The 21,786-nt window shown below is 41.4% G+C and carries 14 protein-coding genes; 12 read left to right on the plus strand and 2 right to left on the minus strand.

Annotated elements, in window-relative coordinates:
* Positions 1-243 precede the first annotated feature (243 nt).
* Positions 244-2,217: an alginate lyase family protein gene (locus tag MKX40_RS15660; protein ID WP_339233704.1), complete on the plus strand. Its 1,974-nt coding sequence runs from the start codon at positions 244-246 to the stop codon at positions 2,215-2,217.
* An 83-nt stretch (positions 2,218-2,300) separates the two neighbouring features.
* Here MKX40_RS15660 and MKX40_RS15665 read toward each other — a convergent pair whose 3' ends face one another.
* Positions 2,301-3,173, minus strand: a complete 873-nt coding sequence (locus tag MKX40_RS15665) for an AraC family transcriptional regulator (RefSeq protein WP_339233707.1) — start codon at positions 3,171-3,173, stop codon at positions 2,301-2,303.
* 113 nt (positions 3,174-3,286) lie between these two features.
* Between MKX40_RS15665 and MKX40_RS15670 the strand changes: the two genes are divergently transcribed.
* The 6 genes from MKX40_RS15670 (at position 3,287) to MKX40_RS15695 (ending at position 13,606) form a co-directional block, all read left to right on the plus strand.
* Positions 3,287-6,325: a glycoside hydrolase family 2 TIM barrel-domain containing protein gene (locus MKX40_RS15670; RefSeq protein WP_339233710.1), complete on the plus strand. Its 3,039-nt coding sequence runs from the start codon at positions 3,287-3,289 to the stop codon at positions 6,323-6,325.
* Between the two features lie 306 nt (positions 6,326-6,631).
* Complete coding sequence (locus tag MKX40_RS15675; RefSeq protein ID WP_339233712.1) at positions 6,632-7,582, plus strand: ABC transporter permease subunit; 951 nt, start codon at positions 6,632-6,634, stop codon at positions 7,580-7,582.
* 10 nt (positions 7,583-7,592) lie between these two features.
* Positions 7,593-8,456, plus strand: coding sequence for a carbohydrate ABC transporter permease (locus MKX40_RS15680; protein WP_339233714.1), 864 nt, complete (start codon positions 7,593-7,595; stop codon positions 8,454-8,456).
* Positions 8,457-8,560: 104 nt separating this feature from the next.
* Positions 8,561-10,141 carry an extracellular solute-binding protein gene (locus MKX40_RS15685; protein ID WP_339233717.1) on the plus strand — a complete coding sequence of 527 codons (1,581 nt, stop codon included), beginning with the start codon at positions 8,561-8,563 and terminating at the stop codon, positions 10,139-10,141.
* A 104-nt stretch (positions 10,142-10,245) separates the two neighbouring features.
* Positions 10,246-11,991, plus strand: a complete 1,746-nt coding sequence (locus MKX40_RS15690) for a histidine kinase (protein ID WP_339233719.1) — start codon at positions 10,246-10,248, stop codon at positions 11,989-11,991.
* Positions 11,992-12,004: 13 nt separating this feature from the next.
* On the plus strand, positions 12,005-13,606 hold the full coding sequence (locus MKX40_RS15695) for a response regulator (RefSeq protein ID WP_339233721.1): 1,602 nt from the start codon (positions 12,005-12,007) through the stop codon (positions 13,604-13,606).
* Positions 13,607-13,687: 81 nt separating this feature from the next.
* Here MKX40_RS15695 and MKX40_RS15700 read toward each other — a convergent pair whose 3' ends face one another.
* Positions 13,688-14,563 carry an AraC family transcriptional regulator gene (locus tag MKX40_RS15700; protein WP_339233723.1) on the minus strand — a complete coding sequence of 292 codons (876 nt, stop codon included), beginning with the start codon at positions 14,561-14,563 and terminating at the stop codon, positions 13,688-13,690.
* A 298-nt stretch (positions 14,564-14,861) separates the two neighbouring features.
* On the opposite strand from MKX40_RS15700, the gene MKX40_RS15705 reads away from it, so the two are divergent.
* The 5 genes from MKX40_RS15705 to MKX40_RS15725 all read left to right on the plus strand — a co-directional run bounded on the left by MKX40_RS15705 (position 14,862) and on the right by MKX40_RS15725 (position 21,723).
* Positions 14,862-16,019: a glycosyl hydrolase family 88 gene (locus tag MKX40_RS15705; RefSeq protein WP_339233726.1), complete on the plus strand. Its 1,158-nt coding sequence runs from the start codon at positions 14,862-14,864 to the stop codon at positions 16,017-16,019.
* 170 nt (positions 16,020-16,189) lie between these two features.
* On the plus strand, positions 16,190-17,950 hold the full coding sequence (locus tag MKX40_RS15710) for a histidine kinase (RefSeq protein ID WP_339233728.1): 1,761 nt from the start codon (positions 16,190-16,192) through the stop codon (positions 17,948-17,950).
* Positions 17,951-18,110: 160 nt separating this feature from the next.
* Positions 18,111-19,013 (plus strand): ABC transporter permease subunit, encoded by a 903-nt coding sequence (locus MKX40_RS15715; RefSeq protein ID WP_339233731.1) that lies wholly within the window; start codon positions 18,111-18,113, stop codon positions 19,011-19,013.
* Positions 19,013-19,972, plus strand: a complete 960-nt coding sequence (locus MKX40_RS15720; RefSeq protein ID WP_339233734.1) for a carbohydrate ABC transporter permease — start codon at positions 19,013-19,015, stop codon at positions 19,970-19,972. The genes MKX40_RS15715 and MKX40_RS15720 overlap by 1 nt, the downstream gene beginning before the upstream one ends.
* A gap of 50 nt (positions 19,973-20,022) precedes the next feature.
* Positions 20,023-21,723, plus strand: a complete 1,701-nt coding sequence (locus MKX40_RS15725; RefSeq protein WP_339233736.1) for an extracellular solute-binding protein — start codon at positions 20,023-20,025, stop codon at positions 21,721-21,723.
* Positions 21,724-21,786 lie beyond the last annotated feature (63 nt).

The raw sequence follows: 21,786 nt of genomic DNA on the forward strand, positions 1-21,786 counted from the left end.
GAGAAAGTTGGAAATTACCGCTTAAAAAGTTGAAAAGTAGGTTGTCTCTTTCTATTTTATTCGATTAGGATTTGGTTGTAACATTCATTTATATAGAAGAGAGGGGGAAGAGTTAACTTCTTTATTATATTGAAAGCGATACCATAAATAAAAGAATCTAAGTAGGTTTAACAAATCAATTGGAAAACAAGAGACTTATTTAGGGTTAAATGGTACTTAAAATAAGGAGAAGAGGTGCAACAAATGCAGTATTTTCATTTGCAAAGACGACGGATGGGCATTCTGATTTCAATGTTTTTGGTATTAGGTTTAGTTGGATTGGTGCCACCCTCTGCAAAGGCGGCAGCGTTTGCACATCCGGGCATTCTGCATTCCGCCGAAGACCTGTTACGGATGAAAAACAATCAAAATACAGAGCCATGGAAATCAGCCCTAACTTCGTTTATGAATGATTCAAAGGCATCCTCCAGCTATTCCATGCAAGGCCCCTATGCTACGGTATGCAGAAAGGATACTAACTTGGCAACATGTACGAACCAGAACGATGGAAACACGGCTTTGGAAAATGATTCTAGAGCAGCCTATTACAACGCACTCCTCTGGAATGTAACAGGGAATCAGGCTTATGCCAACAAAGCAATCCAGATTTTGGATGCGTGGTCTGGAACATTAACGAATATCGCCGGAACGGATGCGCAGCTTGCTGCAGGCGATAATGGCATCTTTTTGGCCAATGCGGGTGAATTGTTGCGATACAGTAATTCAGGCTGGTCCACAACCGGAATTGCTAAATTGGAGCAGGTGCTAGTCAATGTCTTTTACCCACCAATCGCCGAGGTAGGTGATGCCAATTGGGGAGGATCTTGTTTGAAAACAATGATCTCCATTGCTGTATTCACCAATAATCAAACGATGTTTGAAAACGTAATATCCCACTTCCGAACTAATGCTTGTGCAGCTTTAACTAAAAACGTCATGTCTACTGGTCAGATTTCGGAGTCAGGTCGAGATCAGCCTCATGCACTGGGAGGACTTGGGAATTTGATCGTTGTGGCACAAGCTGCCTGGAATCAAGGCATCGATCTATACAGCGATGCAGATAATCGGTTGCTGACAGGTACGGAATATTGGTCAAATTATAATCTAGGTAATGCTCCAACCTCTTACGATACAACCTATGGCCGCTGTACGATGGGGCCTTGGAGCACTATCAGCGCGACGGGAAGAAGCGCTACTTACGGTTGGGCACAGAACGAGCTGATCTATGCACACTATGTGAGCAAGCTCGGAATGTCGGCGCCTTTCACAACGACATATATGAATGGAATGCCATCTTCTGATCCGGATGCAGCTTTGCTTACTTTTGCTTACAGGCTTGGCACGATTACGGATACGACCAATCCCACAACGCCAACAAATTTGACGGGAACCCCGATCTCCACAGGTATGCTTCATTTGAATTGGACACGTTCAACAGATAATATTGCCGTTAAGGGCTATAATATCTATCGGAATGGTACAATGGTAGGTTCTACTACATCGACGGATTATACAGATAAAGGTCTAGCAGCTGGAGCGACGTATACCTATACGGTGCGTGCATATGATGGAAAGGGGAATATTTCAACAGCAAGCAGTTCATTCCAGGGGACAACACTTTCTTCCACCACGAGTCAGATTCCATTTCAATCCTCCGATATTGGCAGTGTCGGTTTAACAGGAAACTTCTCTTATAGCGGGGGAGTCTATACGCTGAAAGCATCAGGCAGCGATATCTGGAATAAGACGGATGAACTTCGCTTTGCCTTTGTCCCTTTAAAAGGAAATGGAACCATTATTGCACGTGTGACCAGTTTGACGAATACACACTCTTCAGCGAAAGCGGGAGTTATGGTCCGTGAGTCTCTACTGGCATTTGGCAGCAATGCATATGTGGCACTTAAGCCTTCACAAGTTGTATTCCAGAATAGAACCGCTCCAGGGGCTGCTACCAGTTCTATCACGGCAGCTACACAAGCTGCTCCATACTGGGTCAAGGCCGTTCGCACTGGTGATACCGTGGCCGGATATGTCTCGGCTGACGGATTGACATGGACACAGGCAGGCTCCTCTACCATCTCTTCGGCTAGTACAGCATATATCGGCCTCGCAGCGACATCGCATGACAATACCAAGTTAACAACAGCTGTATTTGATAATGTGACTATCCAGCAGTAAAATTAAATGAGATGTGAATCTTTTAAGCCCAAAAGACCCTTTATCCAAGAATCTGGATAAAGGGTCTTTTGGGCTGCGCAATATTATTGGGTTTTCGATTGGACAAGAAAAGGAATTCTGGAATCCGAGGGTGTGCACATATACACACGTCGGTATAGTTTAGCAAAATAGTCCGGCTGCATTCCCACACAATCAGCAACATAATTAATAGACATTTCAGGGTGATCAATCAGTAACAGATGTGCCATTTTCAGACGGGCCAGCTGCATATATTGCAGAGGCGTCTTCTGAAAAGCTTGATGAAAGATGCGGTTTAGCTGTTTCGTGGAATATCCGACATGGGCTGCTATGTCTGTTACCCGAATGTCGAGTCCCAGATGATCATGAATGTATCTCACAGCATGATCAATCACAGCCTCATGTGATTGTGTCTTCCGCCTAGAAACAGCGATGTGTGATTCCTGGTTTTCATGATGTACATCCCGTTGCAATTGCATCAAGAGTGAGAACAAAAGTTCCGCCAATATCCATGAATCACCATCAGGAGTGTTGTTAAACCAAATTTTCCGGATTTTTTCTGTATATTTTTCAATCTCCTTCAGCTGGCGCCGAAAAAAATCCTGTGCGAAGCCCCAAGATGAGAGTGTGCCTTCAGCCATTTCCGTAAAGGATACATAGCCTACTCTCCAATCCTCTGTGGCGGACGAAGGAGCATATTCATGAGGCATATGTTGGGGAATATACAAGAGTGTGCCCGGGATCAGAGTTTCCCAATTTTTTTGTCCTAACAATCTGAATTTTCCTTCTCCTTCAAAAGTGAAAAAGAGCTGATTAGCAGAATATCCTCTAAGCCGTGTTAAAGGCAATTGTATCTCGCTTCCGACGGAATATACTGTGAAAGGTAGAGCAGGTTCAGCCGCAATCGCTTGGCGTATTCTGATCGGAAATAACTCCATCTGGTCACCTCAATATGTCCTTTTTGTCAGGATGTTTGTCTCTTTATTTCCTTATATCCGATCCTACTTCAAAACTATAATGAAATCAAGATACTGCAGAAAAGGAGATAGAAATGAAACTATTTGAGCGTTATTGGGAAAATCCCAACATTCAGCAAATAAATCGGGAACAGCCGCGATCCTACTTTATCCCTTATTCAGATGAACATTCCGCCCAGGAACGTAAAAGAGGAAGATCTTCTTTTTATCGAACATTAAACGGGCAGTGGAAATTCCGCTACATGCCTTCAGTTAGCCAAGTAAACCAATCTTTCTATGCTAATAATTATGACACGTCAGACTGGGATTCTATTCTTGTACCGTCTTGCTGGCAGACTCATGGTTATGATCAAGCAAATTATATTAATTATGATTATCCAATTCCATGTGACCCGCCTTATGTCCCTGATCATAATCCAGCCGGGCTCTATACAAGGGATTTTATGATCACTTCCGATTGGGATTTAAAAGAGAAGTTTGTTGTTTTTGAGGGAGTTAATGCTTGCTTCTATGTTTGGGTAAATGGCCGTTTTGTCGGGTATTCCCAAGGAAGCCGGATGCCGGCTGAATTTCATTTGACAGAATACGTGCATACCGGCCTGAATCGTATAACGGTTATGGTACTGAAATGGTGCGATGGGACTTATGTAGAAGATCAAGATATGTGGCGTTTCTCCGGTATATACCGTGATGTATATCTGCTTGCTCGCAATAAAACTCATATTAGGGACGTGTTCAATAAACAGCAATTTGCGTTGGACCCGAAGGAGCATGTGAAATTAACTTGCGATATCCAAACCACCGGATTAATGACCGTTCGTGCGAAACTTAAAAATGCCGATGGTGAAGTTGTTGCGTCCACAGAGGCCGACATTAATCTTCACGGTAATTTGGAGTTTGACGTGTCAAATCCGACGTTGTGGAATGCAGAACAGCCTTACTTGTATCAATTAGTCTTACATGCCAAGGATGAAATTTTGCAGTTTCAGGTCGGATTTCGCAGTATGGATATAAATGAGGGTGTATTTCGTATCAATAGTCAGCCGGTGAAGTTAAAAGGCGTTAATCGGCATGATTCACATCCACGTCTTGGTGCGACTATTCCCATTAAGGATATGATTACGGATCTTAAGCTAATGAAGCTGCATAACATTAACACCGTTCGCACAGCTCATTATCCAAATGATCCTCGCTTCTTGGAGTTATGCAACGAATTGGGATTGTATGTGATCAACGAAGCTGATCTGGAATGTCATGGAATTCGGCAGGCCTCTGATGTCGCGGCAGGCTCTTATCATAAAATTTCTGCCGACCCGCTATGGCGAAGTACATTTCTGGACAGGGCGATCAGACTCGTTGAACGAGACAAAAACCAGCCTTCCATTGTGATATGGTCTTTGGGTAACGAATCCGGATACAGTCATAATCATGTTGCAATGGGTGAATGGATACGAGAAAGAGACCCATCTCGTTTGATTCATTATGAAGGAGCTTGTCCAGAGACAAATGGGCTTCCAGATATCGAATGTCTGGACGTGGAGAGCCGAATGTATTTCCCTATAGACAAACTGGAGGCTTATGCCAAGGATGTGTCTAATTCAAAGCCGCTGTTTCTCTGCGAATTCAGCCATGCGATGGGAAACAGCTGTGGTGATTTGAAGGATTATTGGGATGTGATGTATGCTCATCCGAAATTAATGGGCGGGTGTATATGGGAATGGTGCGATCATGGGATTGAATCCTTTACTCCCAAAGGTGAGAAATACTTTGCTTATGGAGGAGATCTCGGGGACTCACCCCATGATGGAAATTTTTGTATGGATGGCCTGGTTTCACCAGATCGTCATCCCCATACAAGTCTGCTGGAACTGAAACAAATTCTAGCTCCGATACACATGGAGCGGGACAATTCGTCTGCAATGAAATTCATGCTGATGAATCGTTATGATTTCAGTAACTTAGGCCATTTGTATTTATACTGGCGCATTGAAAAAAATGGCGAGACCATTCACCAAGGTCGTATTGAGCATCTGGAGGTTGCGCCACAGAGCCAAACATCAATCAGTATCCCTTACGCACTTCCGGAAGCAACTGAAGATTCGTATTCCATTATGTTCTCCTATCGAACGTTGGAGGAGACAAGCTGGGCGGAAACCAATCATGAGGTGGCCTTTAAACAGTTCGAACTTTCGTCTTCTGCTGCAGTAGGGCAGGCGCGTGGTCGTGCGCAGGATGCAGCTCTATTGGATGTGCAGGAAGTGTACAACCATCTGTATATGCGAGGCTCTGATTTCTCATATGAATTCGATCTGAATCATGGTAATTTGGTTAGCTTGAAGCGAAATTATGTTGAACTGCTAGCCGAGCCAACCACGTTTACCATCTGGCGTGCCCCACTCGATAATGACATGTATGTCATGCATAAATGGCGGGCAGAGAATGTGAATCGATCTTGGATGAAGGTATATCATTGCGAATGGAACAGAGCAGCTAATGGCTCAATATCTATTCTAGTTTCCTTTTCGATTGGAGGGTTCAGTCGATATCCGGCAGTACGCGGTGAAACGATATGGAATATTCACTCTAATGGTGAAATTACGATACAAAGCAAGGTCCAGTTGAGAGAACAAATCGAATTTCTTCCTCGTTTTGCACTTCGGTTAGTTATGCCTGAAGGCAATGAAGAAATTGAATATTATGGGCACGGCCCTCATGAGGCTTACTTGGATAAACATCACAGTACACGTAAAAGCCGATATGTTACCACGGTGGATAGCATGTTCGAACATTACGGAATGCCTCAAGAAAATGGATCAAGATATGGAACGGAGTGGGTGATCGTATCTAATGAATTAGGTATGGGCTTGTGGATTGCCTCTCCTAACGAGACGTTCTCCCTGAATGCCTCCCATTATACAGTAGCGGATTTGGAGATTGCGAAACATCCACATGAGCTAAGCAAACGAAAAGAAACGATTCTGCACTTGGATTATAAGATGAGTGGGGTGGGGTCAGGGTCCTGTGGTCCTCAACTCTTGCCAGCATATCAGTTAGCCGAGCGGGAAATTGTTTTTGATCTCACGCTTAGACCCATTTACAAAGAAGATGAATAGTTAGGAGAATCGAGTGGGAGGGGGGGCGGCAAGCTCCCGTCTTCTCATACCACCATACATGCAGGTCCGTACATGAGATCAAACATCCAAGTTATTAACCAAAATCTTCATACGAACGATCGCGTTTCTCCTTCCTTTCAGAATCAGGCCAGCACATTTTCCTTTCAGAAAGATTATTTCATGGTAATAATCATCGTTTTTCCATACAGTAACCGTGGGAATTTGCCTCTTCATACCCAAAATATTCTGATAGGATAATGATACAAACATGAAAGGTACTGGAGATACCTTAAAGGAAGGTGGACTATGGACGCTAAATTGGAGCTAAACAAAGCTAAGAATTCAAGTCTTTCTACTAAATTTGCGGTTTATATTAAAAGGGACTGGTTTCTATACTTACTGCTGATTCCCTTTCTGTTGTGGTACGCCACATTTGCTTTTAAACCGATGTACGGGATCATTATCGCTTTCAAAGATTATAGTGTGTTTAGGGGAATTGCAAATAGCGAATGGGTAGGTCTGCTGCACTTCCAAGAGTTTCTGAAAAGTGAATACTTCTACAGAGTATTAAAAAATACGTTATTAATCAGCTTGTATTCTTTGCTCTTTGTATTCCCTGCACCTATTGTATTTGCACTCTTGCTGAATGAAGTCAAGAATGTCAAATTCAAAAAAATCGTGCAAACGTTTACTTATATGCCCCATTTTATCTCGGTCGTTATTGTGGCTGGGATTGTGACAAATTTTCTTGCCCCAGGCAATGGGTTGATCAATCTGATTATTGAGAAGCTGGGTGGGGAGAAGATTTACTTCCTGGCCGATCCAAGTTATTTCAGAACAATCTTTAACTCTATGAATATTTGGCAAGGTACCGGCTTTGCAGCCATCATATATATCGCTGCCTTATCTGGCGTCAATTCCGAATTGTATGAAGCTGCGGTTATTGATGGTGCAAGCAAGTGGAAGAGAACATTACATGTAACGCTCCCTGGCATTTTGCCGACAATTATGATCATGCTGATTCTCCAGATTGGCGGGTTATTAGAAGTCGGATATGAGGCCATCGTTTTACTGTATCAGCCCGTGACCTATTCAACAGCTGATGTCATCAGTACGTATGTATATCGCGAAGGTATTGTCAACGGAAGGTATGATATGGCAGCGGCAGTGGGCGTTTTCAACTCCTTTGTAGGCTTTATTCTAATTATGCTGGCCAACAAACTTAGTAAAAAATATACCGAATCTGGATTATGGTAGGTGAAACGAAATGCAAGATAGTCGCGCAGAGAAAGTATTTTATTTCTTTAATTATTTGTTACTAGGTTTATTTGCATGTATAACCTTATATCCGTTTTTGTACGTGTTGTCTGCTTCCATCAGTACGCCACAAGCGGTAGTCACCGGAGAGGTATTGCTCTTTCCAAAAGGTATTACATGGGAAGCTTACAATTCCGTATTTGCTGAAAAGGGAATATGGATTGGCTATGCCAATACGCTATTTTATACAATTGTAGGCACGCTGGTGAGCATGATTCTTACTATTTGCGGAGCATATCCCTTGTCCAAAAAAAGATTGAAAGGGCGCACTGCAATCAATTTGATTATTTCGTTTACGTTGATATTCAGCGCAGGCATGATACCCTTGTATCTGAATTTCAAAAGTCTGGGGTTGTTGGACTCACGCTTTGGTATCATCATAGGATTTGCCATCAGCACATTCAACTTTGTTATTCTTCGTACCTTTTTTCAGTCCATTCCTGATGAAATTGAAGAGGCAGCTCGCATTGACGGCGCCGGTGATGTCGGAGTATTAATGAAAATTATTTTACCGCTGTCCAAGGCCTCATTGGCAACGATTGCTCTGTTCTATGCGGTTTCTCGCTGGAATGGTTACTTCTGGGCAATGATCTTACTGCATGACGAAAGGAAGTTTCCGTTGCAGGTATTGCTAAACCGACTGGTTGTTCAGATGAAACCCACGGATGACATGTTAAATGATGTCGCTTTTACAACAGGAGAGACTGTTATCTATGCTACCATTGTTGTCGCTATAATCCCAATTATTGCAGTGTATCCGTTCATTCAGAAGTACTTCGTTAAAGGAGTCATGATCGGATCGTTGAAAGGCTGATTCATGCTTGGCGTGGTATCTTGATGAGTCTTGGCAACGTTGTCTGTCAAGAAATCACATGATATATAATAATCAACACATACCATATTTAGGGGGAAAACAACTTGAACAGAAAAACAAGCTTACTCCTCGCAACATTGCTACTCTCTGGCACGATCCTGGGGGCATGTAGCAATGGAGCAGAATCCAATGCTCTGAGCAAAACCAACTCTGAATCCCAGAATTCTGGTGAGACGGTGCAAGGCGCTGAGGAACCTGTTACACTAAGCATTTTTTATTTCGATAATACCGGCACGATTAAAATGGATTCCCCTGTACTTAAGAAAGCCGCAGAACTGACTAACGTTAGTCTGAACAATGTAGCTTCAACGGGTGGAGAGGATAAACAGGCTTACAATTTGATGCTGGCTTCAGGATCTCTTCCGGATATTATCAGCTACAACATCACGGAGTTGAATGCGATTGCCAGCGAAGGTGCACTTGAGCCTCTCAATGATTATATTGACAAACTCGCTCCAAACTTCAAAAAATTTCTAGACGAGAACGAGGACGTCAAAAATGCGATCACCGCCTCTGATGGGAACATCTATACTATTCCTTTTGTCGGAGATGGTAACGCTTCCACTGGATGGTTTATTCGTCAGGATTGGCTTGATAAGCTTCAAATGGAAGTACCGAAGACTGTCGATGAGTTTTACAGTGTTTTACAAGCATTCCGGAATGATGATCCGAATGGTAACGGCAAAAAAGACGAAATCCCTTATATTCAGCGTGATAATAATATTGGTGCCTACACTTTGCTTCCACTGTGGGATGCCTATGACAAACTGTATATCAAGGATGGAAAAATTGCATACGGACCGTATGAAGACGAATTCAAAGTCGGTATCAGCAATATTGCAAAATGGTATAATGAAGGCCTTATCGATAAAGAAATCTTCACTCGAGCCAAAGCGAGAGAAACCTTGCTGGGCAACGATACAGCAGGCTCTACTCATGACTGGTTTGCAAGCACATCAAACTTTAATCAGTCTCTGCAGAACGAAGTGCCTGGCCTGAAGTTATTGCCCATCGCACCACCTGAAAGTATTTCCGGCAAAGTGTTTGAAGTAGGCAAACGTCCAAAATTAAGCGGATATGGCTGGGCCATTTCCTCACAGAGCAAAAATGTTGAAGCTGCTGTGAAATATTTCGATTTCTGGTGGAGTGAAGAAGGTCGCCGCTTATTTAACTTTGGTATTGAAGGTGATTCGTATACCATGGTTGATGGCAAACCCGTATTCACAGAAGAGGTGTTAAGCCAACCTGCAGTTAATGGTTACTTGACAGAAAAGTATGGAGCCCAACTTCCGAAAATAGGAGTATGGCAGGACTTTAGTTACGAACAACAATGGACCAATGAAATCGCATTGAAAGGGATTAATGAGTATCAGGAAAACAACTATATTTCCGACGACTATACACTCCCGACACTTAACTTTACACAAGAAGAACAAAAACGAATTGATGCTTTAGTTGGACCCATTGATACGTTTTTCCATGAAAAAGCTCAGACTTGGGTCATGGGGGGCGAGGAGGCAGAATCGGCATTCAGCTCCTACCAAACACAGTTGAGAAATCTTGGCGTTGAAGAATACGTGCAAATTTATAACGATGCATACCAAAGATATCTACATGGTAACTAAAAGATATGTCAATAGGGAAGCCAAATGGCTTCTCTATTGACATTTGGTAAAGCTATTTTTACAGTTTGAGAGAGCAACGTCTAGAAAACGAAGGGGTATTTAACATGAAAGATTGGCTGCGTTCAACTACATTTCGCAAACGGATACAGATATCGTTGATTCTTTTCACAGTGGTAGCCGTTATTATGTGTGGTTTAACGTCGTATGGTATTGCAGTAAGGGTGATGGAGAAAAATACGTATCATTTTAATCAAATTGCGATTGATAAATCGGCTCAATCTATTGAAGAAAAACTTCGAAAAATTCGTTTGGCCGTCCTTACATTTATGTCTAGTGATCAATTCACGCATCTCATGAATTCCATCTCTGGTGGGGGAGAATTGACATATTACGAACATTTCAAGTTAAATCAATCCCTTCAAACGCCCATATTTCAGATGAAATTGATTGAGCCGGGAATCACTTCTATTTTTATCAATACGTCAATCGGAGATTTCTATTCCAATTCAGGTGAACGTATTGACGCACCATCATTTCAGGACAGCATACTGTTTAAAGCCCTTGAGTCCTATCAATCACCAATCTGGGTGGTGGCTCATGAGGATGATCTGTTTAACAGTAAACAACGCGTATTAACACTTTTGTTTGATCCCTTCACAAAAAATGTTCCTCCCAATACACATTTGGCAGTTAATGTGAGTGAGACATCCATGATAGAGTATTTACAAAAAAATGCCGGGGATGCAATTCCAGTTGTTTTTACGGAAAATAACAAGCTTGCCCTGAAGTCAGGTGATTTATCTGAGGAGGCTGCGGAGGATACCGAGTTTAGAAAAAACATCGTTGGCGAAAAAGGACATTTCGAATACAAGATGAACGGTACACCATATATGGTTAACTACTCGACGGTTTCTTTTCCTGATAATTGGATCATTGTACACATGATGGATAAGAATAAACTTTTGAAGGATGTCCGTTTGATTCAGTGGGTGACCATATGTGTTATCGCGCTTTTTACAGTGCTAACTCTACTGATTTCAAGAACGTTAACCAGCCATTTGCTACGTCCACTCAATGATCTACAGTCTGTCATGAGGCAAGTTGAACAAAACGACTGGACAGTAAGATATGAAGGACATTATCGAGATGAGTTTGCTCAGGTCGGGATGCGTTTTAATAGTATGCTTACGCAAATGGTGGAACTCACCCATGAACATCTGGAAGCGCAACGAGCGGAGCAGTTGGCTGAACTAAAAGCGCTTCAGGCTCAAATGAACCCCCACTTTTTATATAATACGTTGAATACAATCCTATGGAAATCACACTCCAACAAGCAGGAAGAAGTTCGTGAAATGATTATGTCGTTGTCTGTGTTATTTCGCGTAGGTTTGAACAATGGCGAGGAAGTAACCACAGTTGCCCAGGAACTGGAGCATGTTACCCAATATTTAAAAATTCAGAAGCTGTGTTATACCCATTTATTTGATTATACGATTCGATGTAGTGAAGATTTGCGGGATATTCGTCTCCTCAAGTTATTATTGCAACCTCTCGTTGAAAACAGTATTCTGCATGGATTCAAAGATTACCAGGGGAAGGGTGAGATTGATATCCATGTATACACGGAGGATGAGAGTCTACACCTCAATGTGACCGATAATGGTCAAGGGTTTGATACGTTAATGAATGACTCCCGGACGACGATCCTAGTAGAAAACAGGAAGGGATTTGCATTAGAGAATATAAGAAAAAGACTAACACTTTATTATGACGGAGAGGCAGCTATCGATATCGTTAGCAATCCTTATGAACAAACAACAATCAAGATTTCAATTCCACTTAAGGAGTAAAGGAGGAGAAGAAATGAGCCATTTACTTTCAATGGTTATTATTGATGATATTCCAGCTGTTGTTGAGGGTATTGCCAATGATCTTCCCTGGGAAGATCATTCCATTCGAATTGTAGGGACAGCTTACAATGGGGCTGAGGGTTTGAAACTTATTCAGGAAACACGACCGGATATCATTGTCACTGATATCCGCATGCCTAAGCTAAACGGGATCGAAATGGTGGAGAAAGCAAAGCTCACGGGTTCAAAGTTGATTTTCATCAGTGGTTATTCCGACTTCAATTATGCTCAGCAGGTAGTTAATTTAGGTGGTTTTGACTACATACTCAAACCTTTTACACCAGATAAGCTGATCGAGACGATCAGTCGGGCTAGAGAGCAATTGGAGCAGGAGCAGCGTGATCGTGTGCATTTGATGGATGTTGAGCAGAAGCTTAGAGCAAGCATGCCCTTCCTGCGCCAGGATTATTTGAATCTGCTCGTTCGTTACTCTGCACACCCTGAAGTGGTTAAAGAAAAATGGAACTTTTTAAATATTAAAATGAATGAATCCTTTTTCACTATTTTTGTTGTGGAGATAAATACCGATTTTTCCAGCAAGGCTGCGATTAATGTCGTGGAGCTCCAACGTTTTTCACTGCAAAATATTTTGGAGGAAACACTCGCAAAGCATAAATCCGCTGTGGTCTTTCGCGACGATCACAAACGCTTTGTATGTATTGTCAACGACGACGATACGGACCTCTATGGAATGCTTGGAATTGCAGAGGAATGTCGGGAAAATGTGGAGCGAAATACGCGGTTTACAGTATCCATAGGGGTGGGTTCATGTGTGGAGCACATTCATGAATTACCATTAACCTATCAGCAGGCTGTTTCCTCGCTAGCATATACCTTTTATACCGGAGGAAATAGTGTTTTTGCTTATTCCAACATGGAATATGACGCGACCATCAAAATCAAATTTTCGTCGGAAAAAGAGCAAGAACTTATTTACGTACTTCGTTCAGGTGTAACCACCAGAATTAACGAAGTGCTGGAAAACATCTTTGGGGAATGGAAAGACAGCCAAACGCTGCCCACTCCCGAGAAGATTAAAGTATTCTGGCTTGAATTAATGCTTGACTTGCGGAATTCACTACAGGAAGAGCTAAGCCAGGAGGAGATCCAATTTTTTGAGCGACATCTTGAACGGTTAACATATAACACGGATTCCATTGCCGAGCTTCAACGAATCGTCGCCGAAATCTGTTATCGTTTCTGTGAAAACATCGGGCAAAAACAAAAAGAAACTGCCCATGTGGTCATCAACCAGTCGTTGGCCTACATCCGTGAACATTTGCATTTGAACGAATCCGTGGCCGATTATGCCAAACAAGTTCATTTAAGCACTAGCTATTATTCCAATTTGTTCAAAAAAGTGACAGGTCAATCTGTGCTCCAATTTGTGGTTAGTGAGCGAATCGAACTGGCCAAGAAGCTTATTCTTCAGGGAGTAGCACTACAGGAAGTAGCTCTTACCGTGGGATACGATGAAAGATCCTATTTTAGTGATGTATTCAAGAAAAAAGTTGGCATGAGTCCATCGGATTTCAAGAAGAGATATTGTGGTTGATTCTGCTCTGCTCCAAACCACTGATGAAGGAAATGACATACGAGTAAATCAGAATCATTGGAAGCTAGCAAACTACATGCCTCATGCATTACTCGCCTTGGCTTTGAGACGATATTGGAGCGGAGTGATTCTGTATGTTTTTTTGAAACAGGAGATGAAATGGGATACGTTCTGAAACCCAATCTGATGAGCGATGATTTCCACTGGAGTTGAAGTACTTTCAAGTAAGTGGGCAGCTATCTTAATTCGTTTGGCAGTGAGATATTCGCTGAGATTGCTGCCAGTTTCCTTTTTGAATACTCGAGATATATAAGAGCGTGTCAGATGAAGCTCGTTGGCCAGTCTGTTCAAAATATCATTCTCCATATAGTTATCTTCTATCCAGCTCATTATTCTCTCGGAGTATTCCTCGTGTCGCCATTGCACGGGAGAGGAATAGAGATTCTCGGGGATCACTTTTTCAAGTACGCTAAGTAAACGTAACATAAAAACAGTGATCTCTTCTTGCGTAGCTCCACGATCTTCATGCGCAATCTGCTCATAATCTTCCATACATTGTTGCACAGCTTCAAAATGCTCCCCCAGTTCAAACGCCCGTTTCATATCGCGTGAATAGCATAATGTATCTAACATTTGATGCCTTCTAGGAAAAGATCGCAAATAAGGCTCGATATGCAGATGATTCAGATGAACCACTGTTCTATCATAAGGGATATCATCTGTTGATCTGGCGAACACCTTGTGAATCTCGAAAGGCTGAAAGATAAATATCATCCCCTCACGTATTGGATAGGTTTGATTATTAATAATAATTGTTCCACTACCCCCAAATACCAATAACAATTCACAACATTGATGCCAATGATAAAAACTGATACCTGGACTTATTGTTTGGTGACGTTTGTTCCATAAAATCGGGGAACCTTGAAACGAAATTGCATCAAAACCTGCGGACATGACCAGCACTCCATTCGATGACCGTTTTCCCTTTAAAAGGGTACGCTAATTTATAAAGTCTATCACTGATCTACACCTTAGAACAAGACAATAAATCCGTATTATTGTGATTTTCGAAAAAACTAATACTCTAATTTAAACGTTATAATGAGAACGCTTAACAGCTATGATTTAAGAGATGTTCATTTTTTATATTCATCTAAACTCATAGGGATGACTCGACGTAAGGATGATATAAATACGGTTTTTTTGATTGATTCAAAAAAACATTCATTTAAAAAAAGATAGGAGAGTTAAGATGCTAATTGTAGATAAAAACAATGCTTGGCTGGATCAAGTCGTTCAGAAAATAACAGACAAAATGGATTGGGTCAGTGATAAATCACAACATAAAATTCCATATACCACGTTCAATGGGACACACGATGATCGTTCTCTATTGAACCCGAGCGGCGATGATGCTGACGGAATTAATTGGTGGACCAATGGCTTTTGGGGTGGCATGCTCTGGCAAATGTACAACGTAACAGGACAAGAAAAATATAAGCGCTATGCAAACTTAGCGGAAGATAAGTTGGATGAATGCTTCAACCAATTTTACGGACTTCATCACGATGTTGGTTTCATGTGGTTACCTACGAGTGTTGCGAATTATCAGTTAACACAAAATCCGGAATCCCGCAAAAGAGCGCTTCATGCCGCTAATCTCCTAGCAGGACGCTACAACCCTGCAGGCGATTTTATACGTGCATGGAACGATCTTTCCGATGGAGATACACGAGGCTGGGCTATCATTGATTGCATGTTTAACATCCCATTATTGTACTGGGCATCTAAAGAGACGGGAGACCCTCGCTTCAAGCATATTGCAGAGCGCCATGCTGATACAGTAATGAATACGTTTGTAAGACCTGACGGCTCGGTACATCACATTGTTGAATTCGATCCATTCCTGGGTGGGGTTGTTAAAACATATGGAGGTCAAGGGTATGAGAACGGATCTTCCTGGACTCGTGGACAAACTTGGGGGCTCTACGGGTTCATGATGAGTTACCTTCACACTGGAAAAGAAGAGTATCTCCATACGGCTAAACGAATAGCACATTACTTCATTGCCAATATTCCCGAGAACGGAATCATTCCCGTTGATTTTAGGCAACCGAAAGAACCTGCTTATGAAGATTCGACAGCAGCAGCCATCGCTGCATGTGGTCTAATCGAAGTTGCTAAAGTTGTCAGTGAGCATGAAAAGGATCTCTATCTAGGCGCAGCAATGAAATTATTACGTACCTTGGATCAACAGCGGACAGACTGGAGCACAGACTGCGATTGCATTGTGCGAAATGGTTCAGCAGCGTATCACAACCCCGACCATCATCAAGCAATCATTTATGGAGATTACTACTTTATTGAAGCTATTCTCAAGCTAAAGGGTGTTGATTTATATTTTTGGTAGGTCTTGATATTGAAACTGGACATTCTGGAATATTAAGGAGTTGATTATCCCTTCAGGGAGACGAACGTAAAGAACATCTAATGCTGATGACTTCAAATTTGTCGACGTGGAGGGCTTTTCGCGTAATTGGTTTGATGTAAATATGATTAATGAATGAGAAGGTGAAGCCAATGATAAACCGATGGAAGCAGATGAAGATTCGTTGGAAATTTGTTTGGTTGTGCTCACTTGTATTGTTGTTTCAATTCATCTTCTCCAGTATGTATTTATTTAGTCAATCATCAGAACTCGTTCGCAAGCAATGGGAAGATCTGATCAGCAAGTATTTATCTCAAAGCAATGGCAGTATTCAGAATGAACTGAACAACGTTGAATCATCAGCCAATATTTTGTTGCTCAGTGATGATTTTCAGCGTTACTTGCGAAAATATGCCGTCCGATACTTCGAAAATAGGAGTGCCAATATAGACTTTCAGTTTGATGTTGTTCAAGGATTTCGTAATCTGATCTCTCAAACAGGAAATATTCGTGAGGTTCAGATTCATTTGGAGGAAAATATCTTCGAGATTACTCTCAGTACGTATGTACATAAAAGAAATGAAGAGCTTGAGATGTTTAATGCAATTACTGCTACTCCTCGATCCAATATTGGGTGGCAGTATCGGATGACTGAACACAGACAAACGGAATTCTACTACCGGTTGCCCTTAAGCGCAGTAAGCAAAACAACAGGTATACGAGGCTGGATGGACATCGTTGTCCAACCCGAATCCGTGTTTCAAGCTGTCATGGATATGACTTCCTTCAGTGAACAAGTAAAACTGTTTGTTGTCGATCAAGAAAGACACATTGTCTATTCTAATATATCTATGGAAGATCAATTCAAGGATCTAAATAAAGTGCTCTCATCTATATCTGAACTGGATCCCATCCAGATTCAGGAAATATCAGGTCCATTGGTCATGACTAAGATGGGGCCAATTCATGGAACCGGATGGAGATTAATTGCGAGTATTCCAGAAGAAAATTTCCAACTGGATTTAACGAATTACATTAGAACAAGTCTATTAATACTGTTTATTCCCATAGTCGTGTTGATCGTCGTAATCCTAATTATGACTAATTACATGTTAAAGCCGCTGAGACAATTAGTGACTGTCATGGGCAGTGTCAATCATAGCAATGTAATCACGCGGATTAATACAGACAGCCAGGATGAATTTGGTCTGCTGGCGATTCGTTTTAACAGTATGATGGAGCGCATAAACAGTCAGATCAATGTCATTCGAGAAAAAGAGCAGTTGAAACGTGAAGCGGAAATGAGTGCTTTCCAATCGCAAATAAGACAGCATTTTTTGTATAACACACTTGCTCTTATCTCTTGGAATGCACGCAAAGAGAAGGCGAAGGAAACGGAACGAATTTCCAACTTATTTGCTCGTTATTACCGATTGGCATTGGGAAAAGGCGAAACTTACGTTGCATTAGATCGTGAAATTGAGTTGTTGCACTATTATTTGGATATCCAGTGTTCTCGATTCGTTGATCAACTTGAATACGATTTTCGGGTGGACGTTCCCATACAACAATATCAGGTGATTCGTAATATTTTGCAGCCGCTTGTAGAAAATGCGATAGAACACGGTGTCATGTTGAGAGACCGTGGTAAGGTATTTGTTCGAATTCATGAAGATGGAGAATTTCTAGTGATTCGAATCATGGACGATGGTACAGGAGCCAATCCAGATATCGTAAATCGGATTAATGCAAACTCGACTTTCGAAGGTGAAAAAGGGTTTTCGCTCCGCTCAATTAAACAAACGTTGAAATCTTATTATGGAGAGGATGCCTCTCTTGATTTTCAAAGTGTAGAACGATCCGGTACAGTCGTGACGGTTAAATTGCTTAAATCAAGACTAATGATTTGTTAATTTCGTTGAATAGCAATCAAAATGTTGATTTTCAACAAAATGAAAAACAAAACCAATGATAAGATTTAAACATAAGAAAGCGATTACATCATTCGAGGTGATACGTTATCGAGTATAGATTATGGAAGTTTCTATCTTGTTAGAAAGGAGCAGGGTGCAGGTGATATCTACGAAATACAAATTGTTTTTGCTCGTGTTACCATTTATGTTTTTTGTTTTTGTGTTCGCTTATATGCCTCTTTGGGGATGGTCATATGCTTTTGTTGATTACCGCCCTGGAAGATCTATTTTTGAAATGGATTTTGTAGGATTGAAATGGTTCAAGATGATGGTGTACTCCGAACAGCAAACGTATGAAATTTTGAGAGTGCTCAAAAACACCTTCGGGATCAGTTTTCTTAGTCTATTTTTTTCGTTCTTACCGATGGTTTTCGCAATTCTGTTATACGAAATTCGTAGCAACAAGATGAGAAGAATTGTGCAAACGCTAACAACCATTCCTCACTTTATTAGTTGGGTATTGGTCTATTCAATCGTGTTCGCTCTGTTGTCTGTTGATGGAGGTGTAGTGAACAACATTTTAGTCAATTCTGGGCTAATATCTAAACCGATCAATTTTCTTGCGAGCTCAGAGCACATATGGATCAAAATGGTTGCTTTAGATATTTGGAAAGGTTTAGGCTGGAGCGCTATTTTATATCTAGCAGCTATCAATGGAATACCACAAGATCTATATGAAGCAGCCAAGATTGATGGCGCCGGACGTTTTCGCTCTGTGTGGCACATTACCATTCCAGGGCTACTGCCAACGTTCTTTGTTCTGTTGATGCTGGCTGTTGCTAATATGATCAATACAGGAATGGATCAATTCTTTGTATTCTCGAACGCAATGAATAAAAGTTCAATTGAAGTACTCGATCTATACACGTACAATATTGGTCTTCTAAAAGGGAATTTCTCTTTAGCTACAGTAATCAGTATTCTCAAAACGTTCGTCAGCTTGGTGCTGCTGTTCAGTGTCAACCGACTATCCAAGACACTTAGAGGGGAGTCGATCTTTTAATGAGCATGAACAACGTACGATTCGATCAGAGTAGCAAGGTGAAAACATCACCTCTAGGAAAAAATGGAAGTCTCACCTTAGGTGAAAAAGCGTTCAATATTGCGAATTATGCTATCTTTATTGGATTTATGTTGTTGTGCGTATATCCATTTTATTACATTTTTATCAATACGATTAGTGATAATACGCTGAGTTCAAAGGGCCAGATCATGTTCTGGCCAGAGGGAGTTCATTTTACGAACTATTTGCAAGTATTGCAAATTCCGAACATTTATAACGCCCTGTTCATTAGTTTTTTGCGAACCATGTTTGGAACACTCCTTACAGTACTAGTCTCAGGCTTTCTTGGTTTTATGATGACACAACGAAAAATGTGGCTTCGACGCTTCGTCTATCGGTATTTCATCACAACAATGTATGTCAGCGGTGGTATTATACCTATCTACTTGTTATACAACCAATTAGGACTGCTGGACAATTTTCTAGTGTATATTATCCCTGGCATGGTCTCTGCGTTTAACCTGATTTTGGTCAAAACATATGTGGAGTCAAGTGTCCCTGAAGAATTGCAGGAGTCCGCTGAAATGGATGGAGCTGGGATTGGGGTAGTATTCTTTCGTATTGTCTTTCCACTAATGATACCAATATTGGCGACATTAGCTATCTTTTCAGCTGTTGGGCAGTGGAATAGCTTCATGGATACAGTGTTATATGTAACTAAAGACAATCTCCATACGCTACAATACGTACTTTACCGATACCTTAGCCAGGCTACTGCACTGGCAAATGCGGTAAATTCGGGGAGTATGGCAGCTGAGGATGTTGGAGTAAGTGTACAGACTGCACAATCCATCAAGCTAACCGTAACAATGATTGTAGTCATCCCAATTTTTATGGTATATCCTTTCTTCCAGCGCTTCTTTGTAAAAGGTATCATGATCGGTGCGGTAAAAGGATGATTGTCAAAACAGTGCTATGGTCTGGCATTTCAAACTAACGGAGGGATCTTATGAAAAAAAAGGTTTTTCAAAAAGCAGGTTTGATTAGTGCGGCGTTATTACTAGTACTTAGCACAGTTGGATGTAACACTAATGGTATAGGTAACACAGATAATAAAACACCGAATTTAACCATTTATACACAGTCAGCTACCTATGAAGGTGCTGTGGGCGGATATATGGGCAAAGTGATGAAAGACAAATTAAATGTTTCTCTAAACGTCATGCCTAATAGTGTAGGGGGATCATCTCGTTTCGAAACAAAAATGGCTACAGGTAATCTGGGTGATATGGTTTTGTTTACTTCGTCTGACGATTTTAAAAAGGCTATTGAAGCAGGCAGTGTGCTTGATTTGAAAGAAGATTTGGATCAGATGCCGAATGTTTCGCGATTTAAAGAAGCAATAACTCGAATGGAGGATAGTTTTGGAGGCGTTTACGGAATCCCAACCGGAGTCTCAGATGTGAATAATGTGACGCAGCTTGACCCCGTTTCAATTCCATCTCTGCGCTTCGATTACTACCAGGAACTTGGTACACCAGAGATCAAGGAATATTGGGATTATTATGACGTGATCAAAAAGATGGTGGAAGCACATCCAACCACAGAAAATGGTGATAAGTTTTATGGCATGTCACTCTTCAGTGAATGGGATGGAAGATCGGTCAACATGGCTAAACAAATTGCTCTTTCATATGGATTCACCTCAACAGATGGTGTAAATAGCTATGATTTTATCATGCCGCATGGTACAGAAGATAAAATTGAGAAAATCCTTGATGAGAATAGTTACTATCTGCAAGCTTTGAAATGGTATAACAAGTTTTATCAAAATGGCATGTTAGACGAAGATTCGGTATCTCAAACGTGGGAAGACTATTTAGCCAAAGCCAATAAAGGACAGTCTGCGCTGTGGGTATACGGTTATATGGGGACGCTGAACTATAACCCATCTAATCTTGAGATGGTTAAAAGAGGAAAAGGATATAAGCGAATTCCATTTTCAAACTTAATGGCATCCGAAGCTAAAACTTCAACCGTAGGTGGCCGCTGGTTCTGGGCGATTTCCTCTACGTCAGAGAACAAAGAAGCTTCTATTAAGGTACTAGATTATTTCTATTCAGATGAGGGGGCGCTCAATTATCATTTGGGTCCAGAAGGTCTGTTCTGGCAGAAGAATGATAAAGGGGAACCTGAACTGACAGAACTCGGGAAGTCTCCTGTGGATTCTGTTGTTCCAGACGAATTCGGTGGTGGCAAAACGGGGGATACCTTCAAGTATATGTTCAACGGAGCAGCGCTTGATGAAAACACCATTAATTCAACGATTAAAGCGCCAATGAACAAAACCACATGGAAATCCTACTTGCAAGATAATGCCGAGCTGCTAGATCAAAACTGGACAGAACATTATGAAGGAGCGTTATCGGCAAAAGAATATTTACTTAAAAATAACATGCTCGCTTCATATACCGTTGTGAACGTACCGAATTTTAAATATGATGACCAGCTTGCAGTCAAACGGGATCAGGTTGGAGAGATCATCAAAGAGTTGTCCTGGAAAATGATCTATGCTAGAAATGATGCTGAATTTAGTTCACTGCAAGCAGAAATGATTCAAAAAGCCAAAAGTTTAGGGTATGACGAATGCGTTGTGTTTGAGGAGCAAGCAGCAAGAGCATGGTTTGAAGCACGGAAAGCAGCAAAATAAGGTTGAGACTTGAACGATTACAACAGCTGCCCTGTATTTTGTTACAGGGCAGTCATTCATTTA

This window comes from Paenibacillus sp. FSL R5-0517 (genome assembly GCF_037974355.1).
GTDB lineage: Bacteria > Bacillota > Bacilli > Paenibacillales > Paenibacillaceae > Paenibacillus.

Coding starts and splice junctions, on each gene's coding strand:
- MKX40_RS15690 (WP_339233719.1), top strand. CDS start 10,246: ATGAAAGATTGGCTGCGTTCAACTACATTTCGCAAACGGATACAGATA.
- MKX40_RS15705 (WP_339233726.1), top strand. CDS start 14,862: ATGCTAATTGTAGATAAAAACAATGCTTGGCTGGATCAAGTCGTTCAG.
- MKX40_RS15680 (WP_339233714.1), top strand. CDS start 7,593: ATGCAAGATAGTCGCGCAGAGAAAGTATTTTATTTCTTTAATTATTTG.
- MKX40_RS15665 (WP_339233707.1), bottom strand. CDS start 3,173: ATGGAGTTATTTCCGATCAGAATACGCCAAGCGATTGCGGCTGAACCT.
- MKX40_RS15725 (WP_339233736.1), top strand. CDS start 20,023: ATGAAAAAAAAGGTTTTTCAAAAAGCAGGTTTGATTAGTGCGGCGTTA.
- MKX40_RS15675 (WP_339233712.1), top strand. CDS start 6,632: ATGGACGCTAAATTGGAGCTAAACAAAGCTAAGAATTCAAGTCTTTCT.
- MKX40_RS15695 (WP_339233721.1), top strand. CDS start 12,005: ATGAGCCATTTACTTTCAATGGTTATTATTGATGATATTCCAGCTGTT.
- MKX40_RS15720 (WP_339233734.1), top strand. CDS start 19,013: ATGAGCATGAACAACGTACGATTCGATCAGAGTAGCAAGGTGAAAACA.
- MKX40_RS15710 (WP_339233728.1), top strand. CDS start 16,190: ATGATAAACCGATGGAAGCAGATGAAGATTCGTTGGAAATTTGTTTGG.
- MKX40_RS15660 (WP_339233704.1), top strand. CDS start 244: ATGCAGTATTTTCATTTGCAAAGACGACGGATGGGCATTCTGATTTCA.
- MKX40_RS15700 (WP_339233723.1), bottom strand. CDS start 14,563: ATGTCCGCAGGTTTTGATGCAATTTCGTTTCAAGGTTCCCCGATTTTA.
- MKX40_RS15670 (WP_339233710.1), top strand. CDS start 3,287: ATGAAACTATTTGAGCGTTATTGGGAAAATCCCAACATTCAGCAAATA.